Annotated in this window: 14 protein-coding genes; 3 read left to right on the top strand and 11 right to left on the bottom strand. The window is 61.9% G+C overall.

Annotation, left to right across the window (positions count from 1 at the left end):
- Positions 1 to 8 precede the first annotated feature (8 nt).
- On the bottom strand, positions 9 to 464 hold the full coding sequence (locus tag BTHE68_RS16980) for a YybH family protein (protein ID WP_225936265.1): 456 nt from the start codon (positions 462 to 464) through the stop codon (positions 9 to 11).
- Positions 465 to 645: 181 nt separating this feature from the next.
- Positions 646 to 1,182, bottom strand: a complete 537-nt coding sequence (gene hpaC, locus BTHE68_RS16975; RefSeq protein ID WP_162067469.1) for a 4-hydroxyphenylacetate 3-monooxygenase, reductase component — start codon at positions 1,180 to 1,182, stop codon at positions 646 to 648.
- A gap of 226 nt (positions 1,183 to 1,408) precedes the next feature.
- Between hpaC and BTHE68_RS16970 the strand changes: the two genes are divergently transcribed.
- Complete coding sequence (locus BTHE68_RS16970) at positions 1,409 to 2,041, top strand: response regulator transcription factor (protein WP_162067468.1); 633 nt, start codon at positions 1,409 to 1,411, stop codon at positions 2,039 to 2,041.
- An 8-nt stretch (positions 2,042 to 2,049) separates the two neighbouring features.
- Here BTHE68_RS16970 and BTHE68_RS16965 read toward each other — a convergent pair whose 3' ends face one another.
- Genes BTHE68_RS16965 through BTHE68_RS16945 form a run of 5 tightly spaced genes read right to left on the bottom strand, consistent with a single transcriptional unit; the run spans position 2,050 to position 6,051 of the window.
- The gene (locus BTHE68_RS16965) at positions 2,050 to 2,793 is read right to left on the bottom strand and encodes an SDR family NAD(P)-dependent oxidoreductase (RefSeq protein ID WP_162067467.1); all 744 of its coding nucleotides are present in this window, start codon (positions 2,791 to 2,793) and stop codon (positions 2,050 to 2,052) included.
- 12 nt (positions 2,794 to 2,805) lie between these two features.
- Positions 2,806 to 3,942 (bottom strand): amidase, encoded by a 1,137-nt coding sequence (locus BTHE68_RS16960; RefSeq protein ID WP_162067466.1) that lies wholly within the window; start codon positions 3,940 to 3,942, stop codon positions 2,806 to 2,808.
- Positions 3,939 to 4,457, bottom strand: a complete 519-nt coding sequence (locus BTHE68_RS16955; protein WP_162067465.1) for a nuclear transport factor 2 family protein — start codon at positions 4,455 to 4,457, stop codon at positions 3,939 to 3,941. The genes BTHE68_RS16960 and BTHE68_RS16955 overlap by 4 nt, the downstream gene beginning before the upstream one ends.
- Before the next feature lie 4 nt (positions 4,458 to 4,461).
- The gene (locus tag BTHE68_RS16950; RefSeq protein ID WP_162067464.1) at positions 4,462 to 4,839 is read right to left on the bottom strand and encodes a hypothetical protein; all 378 of its coding nucleotides are present in this window, start codon (positions 4,837 to 4,839) and stop codon (positions 4,462 to 4,464) included.
- A gap of 36 nt (positions 4,840 to 4,875) precedes the next feature.
- Positions 4,876 to 6,051 (bottom strand): acyl-CoA dehydrogenase family protein, encoded by a 1,176-nt coding sequence (locus BTHE68_RS16945; protein ID WP_162067463.1) that lies wholly within the window; start codon positions 6,049 to 6,051, stop codon positions 4,876 to 4,878.
- Between the two features lie 225 nt (positions 6,052 to 6,276).
- On the opposite strand from BTHE68_RS16945, the gene BTHE68_RS16940 reads away from it, so the two are divergent.
- Positions 6,277 to 7,743 (top strand): ATP-binding protein, encoded by a 1,467-nt coding sequence (locus tag BTHE68_RS16940; RefSeq protein ID WP_162067462.1) that lies wholly within the window; start codon positions 6,277 to 6,279, stop codon positions 7,741 to 7,743.
- 50 nt (positions 7,744 to 7,793) lie between these two features.
- Here BTHE68_RS16940 and BTHE68_RS16935 read toward each other — a convergent pair whose 3' ends face one another.
- Complete coding sequence (locus BTHE68_RS16935; protein ID WP_162067461.1) at positions 7,794 to 8,294, bottom strand: aromatic-ring-hydroxylating dioxygenase subunit beta; 501 nt, start codon at positions 8,292 to 8,294, stop codon at positions 7,794 to 7,796.
- On the bottom strand, positions 8,291 to 9,574 hold the full coding sequence (locus tag BTHE68_RS16930) for an aromatic ring-hydroxylating oxygenase subunit alpha (RefSeq protein WP_162067460.1): 1,284 nt from the start codon (positions 9,572 to 9,574) through the stop codon (positions 8,291 to 8,293). The genes BTHE68_RS16935 and BTHE68_RS16930 overlap by 4 nt, the downstream gene beginning before the upstream one ends.
- Before the next feature lie 156 nt (positions 9,575 to 9,730).
- Between BTHE68_RS16930 and BTHE68_RS16925 the strand changes: the two genes are divergently transcribed.
- Positions 9,731 to 10,651, top strand: a complete 921-nt coding sequence (locus BTHE68_RS16925; protein WP_162067459.1) for a LysR family transcriptional regulator — start codon at positions 9,731 to 9,733, stop codon at positions 10,649 to 10,651.
- Between the two features lie 2 nt (positions 10,652 to 10,653).
- Here the strand turns inward: BTHE68_RS16925 and BTHE68_RS16920 are convergent, their stop codons facing one another.
- Both BTHE68_RS16920 and BTHE68_RS16915 read right to left on the bottom strand, forming a co-directional pair.
- Positions 10,654 to 11,622, bottom strand: coding sequence for a PDR/VanB family oxidoreductase (locus BTHE68_RS16920; protein ID WP_162067458.1), 969 nt, complete (start codon positions 11,620 to 11,622; stop codon positions 10,654 to 10,656).
- 108 nt (positions 11,623 to 11,730) lie between these two features.
- Entirely contained in the window at positions 11,731 to 13,161 is a 1,431-nt protein-coding gene (locus tag BTHE68_RS16915; protein WP_162067457.1) for a spinster family MFS transporter, read from the bottom strand.
- Between the last annotated feature and the right edge of the window lie 87 nt (positions 13,162 to 13,248).

Here is a 13,248-nt window from a genome sequence, read left to right as displayed (position 1 = left end):
CCGCTGGTTCATTGTTGCGGCGGCGCTGCGTTCCATGTCTGCGCGGTGGTTCGCCACTTGCCGTCCGCGCCCTTGGAGAGCACCTTCAACACGACGCCCTTGTAGGGCGTCTTCTTGCCGTCCTTTTCCGCAACGACAGTCCAGTTCGCGGTCTGATAGATCAGATTGCCAACCCGTTTGGCACTGACGACGTCGATCGTATGATCGTGAAAGCCCGCATCGAACAAGCCTTTATAGAACTTCTCGACATCCGCGCGTCCCTGAATGGTCGTTCCATTTCCCGGGGAAACCACGGCTTTCTCGTCGTACAGAGCGCCGAGCGCCCGCGCATCTCCCTTGTTGAAGGCCGCGTTCCAGGCGGTGTTTGCATCGTCGAGTACCTTGTCTTGCTGCGCGAGTGCCGGTTGTGACGCGACCAGCGCGAATAGCGCGCATGCACCGAGTTGCCTTAAGGACTTGTTCATCACGTATCTCCAAGTGGCGAATATGCAGATCTCGGCGATGCGTGACGGCGTGCGGATGATAAAAGCGCGAGCACCGTTTGCCGGCGCCAATATTCGATTTAGCTTTCAGTCGCCCGTCTGCGCGTGGAGTATAGGCAGCGGTGTTCCTGTAATCAATTAACGTAGAGCGGGCGATGCGACTTCACTGCGAGGCGCATCCACGCGGCACGCGATGAAAGTTGCGATCGAAATAAATCAGGCCGTCGCCATCGTCGCGCACGCGGATATCGTGTGTTTCGACGAACATCACCGAATGCGATCCGACTTCCTTCGCCTCGACGATGGTGCCCTGCAAACTCGCCAGCGCATCGCGCAACACCGGTACGCCGTTCGCGCCGGCGTCCCAGACGGGCAACGAAAAGCGCTCGTCCATCGAGAGCGGCGTGAGGCCGGCGAAGTGTCGCGCGATCTGTTCGAGATGGCCCGGCAGCACGTTGACGCACACATTGCGATTGCCCGCGAAGGCGGCATGCATCGCGCTCGAACGGTTGATGCAGACGAGCAGGGTGGGCGGTGAGTCGGTGACCGAGCATACGGCGCTCGCGGTGATGCCGCAGCGACCGTGCGCGCCCATCGTCGTGATGACATTCACCGCGGCCCCGAGATGGGACATGGCCTGGCGGAACAGCTTGCGCGCCTGATCGGGATCGGCGAAGTCGGGGCGTGGCAGCGCGGACATAGGAGTGTCTCCTGTTCGTTTCATGTTTAATGTTGTATAGCAAACCGTGAATCAAGCGTACGCGCTGAACCGCACAAAACATATCGGCGCGATCCGCCGACTTGCCCGGCGTGGTTACCGAGCGCACTAAAGCTTTTACCTATTCCGGAAAATCGAAGTAAAGAAGGGACTTTCGCGGTGAATATCGGCTGGTTATCATTGCCTTTCCTTCGAATCCTCATTTGCAATGAATCCTCCCGCTCCCGTGGTGTATATCGTCGACGACGACAACGGCATGCGTACGTCACTCGCGTGGCTGCTCGATTCGGTCGGCGTGAAGTCGGAAGGATTCGCGAGCGCCGCCGAATTTCTGCATGCCTTCGACGTGTCCCGGCCCGCCTGTCTCGTGCTTGACGTACGCATGCCCGAAATCAGCGGCTTCGACGTGCAAGCCGAACTCAATCGTCGTGGCGCGACCTTGCCGATCATCTTCGTAAGCGGTCACGGTGACATTCCAATGTCCGTGCGCGCGCTTCAGAGTGGCGCGATCGATTTCGTCGAGAAACCCTATAACTCGCAGCAAATGCTCGATCGCGTGCAGCGCGCGATGAAGCTCGCCACGCAACGCCACGCAAAAGATCAGCGGCAACGCGAACTGCGCGAGCGCGTCGAATCGCTGACCGCGCGCGAGAAGGAAGTCTTGCGCGGCGTGATCGAAGGCAAGGCGAGCAAGCGCATCGCCTCCGATCTGTCGATCAGCGTGAAGACCGTCGACGTGCATCGCGCGAGCATCAAGGACAAGCTCGGCGCGGCATCCATCGCCGCGCTGGTGCGCGACGTGCTCGAAGTATGGAGCCCGCCGGACGACGGGCGCGCATGACTCACGCTTCAGCGCATGTAGAGACCGCCGTTCACGTCCCAGCATGCGCCATTGGCGAAGTACGCATCGGGCGATGCGAGCAGCACGGCGACATCGGCGATGTATTCGGCCGAACCCAGACGCCCGACGGGAATGCCCGCTATCACTTTGTCCAGTTTGTCGGCGGGCACGCTCTCATGCACCACGGGCAAGTCGAGCGGCCCGGGCGAGATCGCATTGACGGTCACGCCGTGCGCCGCCAGATCGCGCGCGAATACCTTGGTCAACGTGATCGCGCCACCTTTCGCAGCCGCATAATGCGCGCCGGTCGCCGAGCCGCCGTTCTGTCCCGCGAGCGATGCGATATTGACGATGCGGCCCGCGCCGTGATCCGCGAAATAGCGGCCGAATACCTGACAGCCGAACAGCACGCTGCGCAGATTGACGTCGATGACCTGATCGAACTGTTCGGCGGTGATCTCCATCACGGGCACGACCTTCGATGCGCCCGCATTGTTGACGAGTACATCGATACGGCCCCAGCGTTCGTGCACTGCATCGCGCGCGTGTTCGAAATCCGCTTTCGACGTGACGTCGAGCTTCAGCGCAAACGCGCTGGACCGATCTTCGCTCAGCTCTTGCGCGAGTGCCTGCGTGGCTTCGATTGCGATATCGGCCAATGCGACTTTGTAACCAGCGGCATGGAAACGGCGGGCAACGACTGCGCCCAGGCCGCGCGCGGCGCCGGTGACGAGCGCGATTCTATTCGACATGTTCGAATTCCTTTATTGAGCAAACGCGGTTTCGAAATGCGCGGCCACTGCGCAAATCTTTTCATCTGCGCCTTTGCGTCCGACGATCTGCAAACCGGCTTTGAGCGATGAATCTGCAAGCGCAAGAGGAAGACTCAGCGCGGGATGGCCGCTGAGATTGAATGGCCTGATCAGCGACGACATCGCGATCACCGATGTGCCCGCGCGCGCCGCTTCGAGCGTGATCGGAAGCGCGGGCAACGTGGGAAGCACGAGCACGTCGACATCATCGAGCGCGCGATCCACTGCGGCCGTGAAGATGCGCCGCACGTGCTCCGCTGCATCGAGATCGGCTGCGGTCGTGTTCGATGCCGCGCGCAGTCGTGCTTCGAGATCCGCGCCGAGCTTGCCTGTTTCGACGAGATGACCGAACGCACGCCAAGTTTCTGCGTTGATGACCGCAAGACCGGCAGTGAATGCATCGCCGATCGATTCGAGCGTGACGCCGCGTGACGCGAATCCCGCGCGGCGCACGGCGTCGTCGACGGCCTTGCGGATGCTCGCATCTGCATCGACGGCAACGATGCCGACCCGCATCTTCGATGCATCCCGACGCGCACTGTTCACATCGAACGATGGATCGATCGCACCCATCGCATCGATGAGCACGCGCATCTCGCGCGCGAACGGGCCGACGCAATCGAGCGTAGTTTCGACGGGCGCCACGCCGCGACGCGACACGCGGCCAAACGTCGGCTTCAATCCGATCACGCCACAACATGCCGCGGGGCCGCGCACCGAGCCGCCGGTGTCGGTGCCGAGCGCGGCATCGACGAGCCCCAGTCCGACAGCGCATGCCGACCCGCTCGACGATCCACCGGGAATGCGCGTGGCGTCTTGTGGATTACGCGGCGTGCCAGTGAATTCGTTGATGCCAGTCATGCCGAAGGCGAGTTCGTGCATGTTCGCCTTGCCCTTGATACGCCAGCCCGCATCGAGCAGACGTTGAACCACGTCGGCATGTTCGGCGGCGGCGGGGCTATCGGCGAGTGCGCGGCTCGCGGCAGTGGTCGGATAGCCCGCGATATCGATGCTGTCCTTGATCGCAATCGTCGGGCCATCGACACGATCGCGCGCACGCAGATCGAATTTGTTGATGAATACGCTCATGCGTTCAACTCCTTGCGAGGGTTCACGCGCCACGGCGCGTCGAAAAGACGCTCGGTGCGGAAGTGTCGAATCAGCCATTGATCCTGCGCGTCGCGCGGCGATGGAACGAAATCGATCTCGAGCCGCGCGGCGATGAGTTCGGCCTTTTCATCCGCATAGCCCGACGCTTGCAACATGATCCATCGGCCTTTGGCGAACTCGCTTCGAACCTCGATATGCTCCGACGTCAGGAAATGCACATTGGTCGCGAAATGCGGCGCAGGCGGCAGATAGGCTTGCAGCATCTCGACGATCGCCGCGCGCCCTTGCATACGCCCGAACTTCTGCGCATATTGCGGGCCGATGCCTTCCCACACGGCGTCATCGGTGAAAAGCGCGGCAAGCGATTCTCCTTCGAGTGGTGCACAAGGCACATCGCATAACGCCATATAACGCGCGATGGTCTGGCGCACTGCATTGTGCGCTTCGAGCACGGCGACGCGTTCGAGCAGCGCTTCGATGGTCGTGTTCGTCATGGCGTCATGCGTGATTGGCCGTGGCGGGCGGAACGGTCAACGCACGTCCGACGCGCGCTTCGATCTTTCCATAGCGCCACAGGTTGTACGGGCCAACCGGCGTCGTGCGATAAAGATTGCACACGGCGGTGGCGGTATCGAAGTCCGCGACATCGGCCATGATGTAGAAGGTCCACGGCGCGCCATCGGACTGGCCGACGACGAGTCGATCATCGTCCATCACGCCCAGCACGCGCACGTTCTCCATGGCTTCGACGGCGGCAAGCATCTTGCCGTAGGCTTGCCATACTTCGCCGATCTGTTCGCGCGGCAAGTCGAAGAAGTTCTGGGTCACGCCGCAGCAGAACAGCACGCGCAGGGGCAGGTTTCGGTTATCGGTCATGAAGCGTTAGTCCTCTTGTGATTCGATGAAAGTGGATCAGAGATAGCCGGGAATCGGCGGCACGCCGACGAACACCGCGCCCGCGCCGTCGTAGTTGCCTTCGCCGAGGAAGGCGTGCTGCGTGACGACCATCGCATCGCGCATCAGGCGTTGCAGCGGATGCGTGCGATAGATCGCCATGGTGCCACCCAGCCGATAGGCGCGATTCACGACGTCCGCGCCTTCACGTGCGATCTGCGTCGCGGAAAGACGCAACAGACTGACCTGATCGGGCGTGACTTCATTGCCCGCGAGAATCGACTGCCAGACGCTATCGGTCGACTCATAAAAGAACGCACGCGCCGAGCGTAACTGCGCCTCCGCTTTGGCAAGCTCGATGCGGTAGTAGGCGCGATCGGCGAGTTGCGGCGCGCCGGTCGTCGTCTTGCGGCCGCCTGCCATGTGATTCGCAACGTCGAGCGCGGCGCGCGCCAGTCCCAGATTCACGACGGCGAGCACTTGCGCGGCATAAGCGATCGTCGGATAGCGATAGAGCGGTTCATCGACAGTCGATGCGCCGCCGCGCACGAAGGTCCAGTCTTCCGCCACGAACTGATCGGTAACGCGCAGGTCGTGACTGCCCGTGCCCTGCATGCCGACCACGTTCCAGTTCTCGACGATCTCAACCTGCGCGGGACGAAACACCGCGGTGCGCGGCTTGCCCGGTGCTTCGCCCGGCTTGCCCGTGCCGATGCCGACACCGAGCCAGTCCGCGCCCTTGCAGCCACTCGCGAACTTCCAGGTGCCGTTCACGCGATACCCGCCATTGGCAGGTTGCGCGGTCTGCACGGGGAACAGTCCGCCCGCGAAGACCTGATCGGGGCCGTCCGCATAGATCGCGGCCTGCGTCGCGAGGGGCAAAGCGGCGAGATAGAGATTGGCCGAACCGAAGCTCGCGACCCACGCGGCGGAGCCGTCGGCGACCGCGATGCGCTCGATCATCGCGAGAAATTCGCCGGGCGCGCGCGCGTCGCCGCCGAAGCGCTTCGGCGTCGCCGCGCGATAGATGCCGGCGCGCTTGAGCTTGGCGATGACATCGCGCGGTACGTGCGAGAGCCGGTCGAATTCTTCGCGACGCTGAACGATTTCGGCGATCACGTCGTCGAGCGTCAGGGCATCGTCCTGATTGCAAAGATCGTCGCGAATAGCGACGGCAGCCGCGGAAGCTGACATGGGGACGTCTCCTTGTTCGGTCGTATGACTCATAGGGATGGGCGAGCGCGCTTTCGAACTGCTCACATTGATGCCAGTCTAGAAACGCAAAAAAGCCAGGACAATTGGGATGACGTGCGCGTGATTCAGTGAAGCACCCTGGTTCTCTAAAGAAATCTTTAGGGGCGCGTGGCGCGCGCCGATGCTATGGTTAGCGTTGCAATCATGTTTTCCTCGCACCGCGACATGAACTTTCCCGTCGAAGACGATTTCCGCCGCCTGCTCGACGCATTGACGCAAAGCGTGCTTCTGCACGATGCGCAGACGAAGGCCATCGTGTGGGCGAATCGCGCCGCGTGCGCCGCGCTCGGCTTTTCGGTGGAAGAAATGCTGCCGCTCAAGGCGCACGACATGACGCGCGACGACATCAGATATCGCCGCGAAATCGCCGTGAACGCGATGGACCGCTCGATCACCGAAGGCCCGCAAAGCTATGAATGGTGTTATCGCTCGCGCGCGGGCGCCGACATGCTGTCCGAGGCAATCGCGACCTACGTGCCGCTCTCCGGGCGCGCAGTGGTCATGGTGCAGTTCCGCGATATCAGCGCGGAAGATGCGATGCGCCAGAAATTGCGGCGCTATGAAGCGCGCCTGCGCGAATACATGCAGGATCTGGGCGAAGGTGTTGCGGTGCTGACGCCGCGCGGCAAGGTGAGTTTCATCAGCGAATCGGGACGGCGCGTGCTGGGTGTCGCAAGCGATGCACCGCTCGGCGTCGCGCTGGACTATTGCACGAGAGCGGACCGAGACCGGCTGATCACGCAGTTGCGCAGCGCGACGCGCCAGCATTCGGCGCCCGCGCAACGCTATGCGATCACGCGCCGCGACGGCATGAAGCGCTGGTTGCGCATCACGTGCAGGCGCATCGATATCGAGGATGGCACGCTGGTGCATTTCCGCGATATCAGCGATGAAGTCGCGATCGAAGATGCGCGCCGCAACGAAGCGCGCATGCTGGAATATGCGGGCCGCAATAACGCGATGGGCGAAATGGCGATGGCGATCGCGCATGAGTTGAGCCAGCCGCTTGCGGCCGTGCGCAATTTCATCGAAGGCGCGATTCAGCGGCTCGCGCAGCCCGATTCGACCGAGAGCGCGATCTGGGGACTGCGCGCGGCCGATCGTCAGGCCGAGCATGCGGCGCATATCATCAAGAGCGTGCGCGAGTTCATCGTGAAGCGTGAACCCGTCGAAGCACAGGCCGATCTTCGCGACATACTCGCGGACGTTGCGTACTTCATTCAACTGCGCGCACGGGACGAGGGCGTGACGGTCAGGATCGAGCAATGGCCCGAGGCGTTGCCGATACGGTGTGAGCGCGTGCTTATCGGTCAGGTCATGCTCAATCTGGCGTTCAACGCGGTCGAGGCGTTGAGCGGGGCGAAGCCATCGACAGGCATCGTCACGCTTGCCACGGCGATGAACGGCGAGGCGGCCGAACTGCATGTGACCGACAACGGACCGGGCGTGCCCGACCATGCGCTCGAACGCCTCTTCGACGGTTTTTCTTCGTCGAAGGCGGGCGGCAATGGCATAGGCTTGTCGTTGTGCAAGAACATCGTGTCGCGTCACGAAGGGCGCATCTGGGCGCAACGCGCCACGAGCGGCGGTCTCGAATGTTGCTTCGCTTTGCCCTTGTCGCATGGCGCGTGATCGACGGGTAAGCACGCATCGGCGCGCATGCACCGATGCGTACGCGCTCATCAAAGCAGGAAGCCGATCGCGCTCAGCGCTTCGGTCGAATCGATCAGGCGAATGACCTTTTCGACGAGCTTCGGTTCGCCGCCCGCCATACTGATCTTGTGCGTGAGATCGGCGGCGAAGATCGTCGACACGCCGCGCTTGTACGCGACGATGACCTGCGCCGACTTCACTTCCACCACATCGGCGCTGTCGCTCGACAGCGTAAAGCGCGACACGGTGCGTACCGTGCGCGCCGCATCCGATGCGGACGCGGAATAGCCGGACGTCATGCGCTGCACGCGCAGTTCGCGCATGTGCTGATCGTCATAGGCGTAGTTCAGCGTGGCGGCGAAGTCGGTCGCTGCGGGATCGATCGGCACGACATAGAAGCCGGACGGCTCCCATAAGTCGAGCCATGCGCGATAGTCGCGGCGGTCCAGCAATTCGGCTTCGCGCCAGATGAATTCGATCGCCCGCGCGAACGTTTGTTGCGAGAAGAGTGCGTTGCGATCGTCCATCATGCTTTCTCCATCATTGCGGCCCATTGCCTGTAGGCTTCACGCATGCCGGTTTCATCCGTGGCGTGCGCGGTCTTTTCTCCGTTCGGTGCGGTCGTTTCACGGTTCAGGCCGCGGTTCACGAGAATCGGCACATCGGGACCGGCGTGCGAGCCGCGCTGCACGCGTTCCCACGCTTCGGCGTCGTCGGGGCTGCCGAAACCGAATGGACCCTGGAAATGCTCGTGAATGCGCAGGCGCACGCGATTCGCTTCTTCCGGTCCGCCGTCCATCGCGAGCGCGACGTGGCGAATCTCCGTTTCCTCGGCCGAGATCGGACGCAGCACGCGGAAGAACGCCATCGAGAGCGCGAGGTTCGGAAAGAGGTTCAGATTGAAGCCCACGCCCATCAGCGAGCGCACGATACGGCGTACTTCATCGGGCGTATGTTTCTCGGCGAGCGTGGCGGCCAGCTCGTTGAAACGTTCGGGCAAGGGCGCGCCGTCGTCCTTGTCGAGATCGACGATCTCGGGCACCAGCACCGCCAGGCTATGACCGTTGCCGAGCGAGCGGCAGAAGGCTTGGTCGCTCGTCATGAAGCTCGTGATGACCGCAGCGGTTTCATCGTCGATCGACTTCATCCACGACTTGTGCACGACGGGGAAGTGATAGAGATCGGTGGTGTTCTCGAGCTGGATTTTCCAGTTGCCCTTGAACTTGAACTTGTGCTCGCCGTTCGCCTTGATCGGATAACCCGCGCCCTGTTTCATGAACAGATCGATCCAAGGCTTCGCGCCGCCGAGAAAGTCTTCGAGCGGTTCGATCGTTTCGTCGAAGCTCGCAAAGATCAAACCCTGATAGATCCCGACGCGCAGTTTCTTCAGCGGCAAATCGCCTTTCTCGCAGACGCCTTCGTAACCGTCGCCGTAAGGCAATGCGCGCAGCGTGCCGTCGAGCGCATAAGACCAGCTGTGATAGGGGCACGTAAAGCCCTTCGCATTGCCCTTGTGTTCCTCGCACACGGTGGCGCCGCGATGGCGGCAGCGGTTCTGCAGCACGTGCACCGCGCCGGTCTTGTCGCGCACGACGATCACCGGCTGGCGGCCAATGGTCGTCGTGATGAAATCGCCGGGCTTCGGCAATTCGCTTTCATGCGCGACCCAGATCCACGTCTTATAGAAAATGCGTTCGAGCTCGGCTTCGAAGAGATCGGCATCGTAGTAGAGAGACGGCGCGATGCGGTCGGCCTGCGCGCGCTTGCCGAGCGCGCTGGTATCGATGATTTGGGTAGTCGGCGTACTCATCGTTCGGTGTGGGGTGAGGTTGATCGGCCAAGAGGACGGCAATGAAAATCGGCGCATCCTCTCGTTGACATCAGTCTCGCTTTGCGAGGATCATGCGTCAAATCGATTAAAAAACGGTTGGTCGATAAATGCCGCCGATATCTTGAGAGTGCCCCGATGACATCCCTCGACCATGTCGATCTCAATCTGCTGCGCGTGTTTCAGGCGATCGTGGAAGAACGCAGCCTCACCAAGGCCGGCGAACGGCTCGCGCTCTCGCAGCCCGCTGTGAGCTATTCGCTCGGCCGTCTGCGCACGCTTTTCGATGACACGCTCTTCATTCGCACGCGCGCGGGCATGCAGCCGACGCCGGTCGCGCTGGAACTCGCCGAGATCGTCGGACGCGCGCTCGATACGGTGCGTGAAGCATTGCGCTTCGCCGAGCGCTTCGATGCATCCACGAGCAATCGCACGTTTCGTCTTTCTCTTTCGGATGCGGGGGAAATGGCGTATCTGCCCGCGATCTGCCAGGCGCTGCATGAAACCGCGCCGCGCGTGAAGCTGCTGGTGGAGCCGCTGCCCGTGGAGGAGATGGAAGAGGCGTTGCGTTCGAGCCGGCTGGATTTTGCAATCGGCAATTTGCCGTCGCTTTTGCCGCGCACGCGGCACGCGCTGCTTTTCGAGGAAGCGTATGTGTGCATGACGAGAAAGCGCGATGGCTTGCCCGCCGGTGAAACCTTGAAACTCGATGAATTCCTTGCGGCGTCGCATGTGCAGGTGCGCTCACTCGAACATAGTCACCATGCGCTCGATGACGCCTTGCGCGCGCAAGGCGTCGGCCGCAATATCGCGCTCGCGTTGCCGCACTTCGTGGCGGTGCCCGGCGTGCTCGCGGTGACGGATCTGTTCGCGACATTGCCGGAGCGGCTCGCGCATATCCTCAATCGCAACGACGCGTTTCGCATCTATGCGTTGCCGGTTCAATTGCCCAAAGCCGCCGTGACGATGCACTGGCACGAGCACTTTCACGAAGACGAAGGCATCGCGTGGATGCGCGGCCTCATGACCGACATCCTCGCGGGTTTCGACAAGCTGTGAGTTCAGAGGTCGAGCACGAGCACCGGCGAGCGCGAACGGGACACGCAGCAGCAGATCACGCTGTTGCTTGCGCGTTCGGCCTTGCTCAGACAATGGTCGCGATGCTCGGGCTCGCCGCTCACGACATCGACCATGCAGGTGCCGCACACGCCTTCGCCGCATGACGTATCCACTTCGATGCCGATCGATGCGAGCGCGTCGACGATCGACGTCGAAGCATCGACGCGCACGGTCTGCCCGCTGCTGGCGAGCCGTACGTCGAACGTTTCGAGCGACGTTTCCGTCTGCGCCTGCGGTTCGGCCTTGAAGCGTTCGAGATGTATGGAGTCGGCAGGCAGGCGCTTCTTTGCCGTGTCCACCACGACATCCATGAAGGGCGCAGGACCACACGTGTAGACGTGCGCGTCCTTGCTCGCTTCGCGCAGACAGACTTCGAGTTCATCGGTAAGCCCTTCGCGTTCGATACCGAAATGCAGCTTGACGTGCTTGTCGAATGGCGCGCGCGCGAGGAGCGGGAGAAACGCCGCATGCGTATCGCTGCGCGCGAAATAATGCAGTGTGAAGGGCGCACCGATCGCGACCAGACGATAGGCCATCGAAAGCAGAGGCGTGATGCCGATGCCCGCGCCGACAAGAATATGCTCGCTCGCGCCTTCTTCGAGCTGGAACAGATTGCGCGGCGCGCCTATCGACAATTCGCAGCCGACGCTGACTTCGTCATGCAGCGAGCGTGAACCGCCGCGCGACTGTTCTTCTTTCTTGACCGCGAAGACATGCGAGTCGCGGCGCGCCGGATCACCGCACAGCGAGTATTGGCGCGTGATGCCCGAGGGGCTCGTTACGTCGATATGCGCGCCGGGCGTGTAAGCGTCGAACGGCCGGCCATCGAGACGCGAGATGCTGAATGACCGGACGCCGTGTGCTTCCTCGCGCAACGCGTCGACGCGAACTTTGAAGATTTGAGCTTGCATGATGCCTTTCCAGTGTTTTCGAAGGGACGATGCAATGAGCGTATCGTCCCTTGTCGGATAAGCAAAATAGATTAAAAAATGCGAGTCACATCAATTGGATGGATATCTTCATGCTGTCGTCGCTGTCGTCGCTGTCGTCGCTGTCGTCGCTGTCGTCGCTGTCGCGCCTGAGGGCAGGCTCGCGCGCGTGTCTGCCGCATCGAGCGTGAGGCGTGCTTCACGCGCTTCGCGTTCGAGACTCGACCGATACTGTTTGCAGCCGACGAAGAGCAGCACTGCCGCAAGCACGATCGCCACAGCATTGATGATCGCCATGGAATGGCCGACTGCGAGCGGCGAGCCGAATACTTTGTCCGTGATGACCGCGACGAGTGTCGTGCCCAGCCCGAGCCCGATCAGATTCGACACGAGCAGGAACATCGCGGAGACTTGCGCGCGCATCTGATTGGGCGCGAGCGCCTGCATGGCGGCGGCGGAAGTCGGAAGCGGGAACGATGCGAAGAACATCGCGGCGACGAGCCACGCCAGGGATGCGTTAAGGCTCGTCGTCTGCGTGAACGCGATCCCCGGCACGAGCATGCACGCAGCGCCGATCCAGGCCGCGCGCATGGGTGCATCGCCGCGGCCACGGCGCAGCAGCCAGTCGTTGAGCCAGCCGCCGCAGAAGACGCCTGTCGTATTGGCGACGAGCATCACGATGCCGAGCATATAGCCCGTTTCCACCGGCGTGAGGCCGAAGCGGCGCATATAGAACGCGGGTGTCCAGCTCATCAGGCAATAGAGGCCCATCGCATAGAAGGAAAAGCCGATGTAATGACAGAAGAACGTCTTCCGGTGGCTGGCGATGAAACGCAGCGCATCGCCCATTGCAACGCGTTTGACCTGGCCCGTGCCGTCTTGCGCGAGTCCTTTGCGCGCGGGATCGCGCACGGTGAGCATGAAGAGGAATGCGACCAGCAGACCCGGCAAGCCGACGATGAAGAACGTGACTTGCCACGCACGCAACTCGCCGATGATCGGCAAAGTGAAGACGCTCGCGTGCTTGAGCAGCGCGATCACATAACCGCCGACGAGAAACGCAATGCCGCCGCCGATGAACGAGCCGAGCGAATAAATGCCGATCGCGCGGCCCATTTTTTCCTTCGGAAAGAAATCCGCGAGCATCGAATAGGTTCCGGGCGAGAGCGCGGCCTCACCCACGCCGACGCTCATGCGTGAAACGAACATATGCACGAAGCTCTGGCTCAGCCCGCACGCCGCCGTCGCGATGCTCCACAGTGCGATGCCCGTCGCGATGATGCGCGGGCGCGCGAAACGGTCGGCGAGATAGGCGATCGGCATACCCATTACCGCATAGAACAGCGAGAACGCGAATCCATGCAGAAGACTGAATTGCGTATCGGTGAGCTGCAGGTCGCGCTTGATCGGCTCGATCATGAGTGCGAGCACCTGGCGGTCGATGAACGAGAAAACATAGGCCAGCATGCAGATCACGACGACATACCATTCATACGTATAGCGTTTGTTTCTGGGTTTCATGGTGCTTGGTGACTCCCTGGTTTCTGGACGTGCGCAGGCATCCGCGCGGCCCGGTGCCGCGCGAATGCGAGTCGAATACGGGATAGA

Origin of the sequence: Burkholderia sp. THE68, assembly GCF_009938265.1 — a bacterium.
GTDB lineage: Bacteria > Pseudomonadota > Gammaproteobacteria > Burkholderiales > Burkholderiaceae > Caballeronia.
Note: the sequence above shows the minus strand (reverse complement) of the source record. Positions and strands in the feature narration are given on the sequence as shown.

What these genes read in the sequence shown, in the direction of transcription:
- BTHE68_RS16930 (WP_162067460.1), bottom strand. Translation starts at nt 9,574, where the DNA reads ATGAGTACGCCGACTACCCAAATCATCGATACCAGCGCGCTCGGCAAG.
- BTHE68_RS16980 (WP_225936265.1), bottom strand. Translation starts at nt 464, where the DNA reads ATGAACAAGTCCTTAAGGCAACTCGGTGCATGCGCGCTATTCGCGCTG.
- BTHE68_RS16970 (WP_162067468.1), top strand. Translation starts at nt 1,409, where the DNA reads ATGAATCCTCCCGCTCCCGTGGTGTATATCGTCGACGACGACAACGGC.
- BTHE68_RS16915 (WP_162067457.1), bottom strand. Translation starts at nt 13,161, where the DNA reads ATGAAACCCAGAAACAAACGCTATACGTATGAATGGTATGTCGTCGTG.
- BTHE68_RS16955 (WP_162067465.1), bottom strand. Translation starts at nt 4,457, where the DNA reads ATGACGAACACGACCATCGAAGCGCTGCTCGAACGCGTCGCCGTGCTC.
- BTHE68_RS16935 (WP_162067461.1), bottom strand. Translation starts at nt 8,294, where the DNA reads ATGATGGACGATCGCAACGCACTCTTCTCGCAACAAACGTTCGCGCGG.
- BTHE68_RS16965 (WP_162067467.1), bottom strand. Translation starts at nt 2,793, where the DNA reads ATGTCGAATAGAATCGCGCTCGTCACCGGCGCCGCGCGCGGCCTGGGC.
- BTHE68_RS16920 (WP_162067458.1), bottom strand. Translation starts at nt 11,622, where the DNA reads ATGCAAGCTCAAATCTTCAAAGTTCGCGTCGACGCGTTGCGCGAGGAA.
- hpaC (WP_162067469.1), bottom strand. Translation starts at nt 1,182, where the DNA reads ATGTCCGCGCTGCCACGCCCCGACTTCGCCGATCCCGATCAGGCGCGC.
- BTHE68_RS16940 (WP_162067462.1), top strand. Translation starts at nt 6,277, where the DNA reads ATGAACTTTCCCGTCGAAGACGATTTCCGCCGCCTGCTCGACGCATTG.
- BTHE68_RS16950 (WP_162067464.1), bottom strand. Translation starts at nt 4,839, where the DNA reads ATGACCGATAACCGAAACCTGCCCCTGCGCGTGCTGTTCTGCTGCGGC.
- BTHE68_RS16925 (WP_162067459.1), top strand. Translation starts at nt 9,731, where the DNA reads ATGACATCCCTCGACCATGTCGATCTCAATCTGCTGCGCGTGTTTCAG.
- BTHE68_RS16960 (WP_162067466.1), bottom strand. Translation starts at nt 3,942, where the DNA reads ATGAGCGTATTCATCAACAAATTCGATCTGCGTGCGCGCGATCGTGTC.
- BTHE68_RS16945 (WP_162067463.1), bottom strand. Translation starts at nt 6,051, where the DNA reads ATGTCAGCTTCCGCGGCTGCCGTCGCTATTCGCGACGATCTTTGCAAT.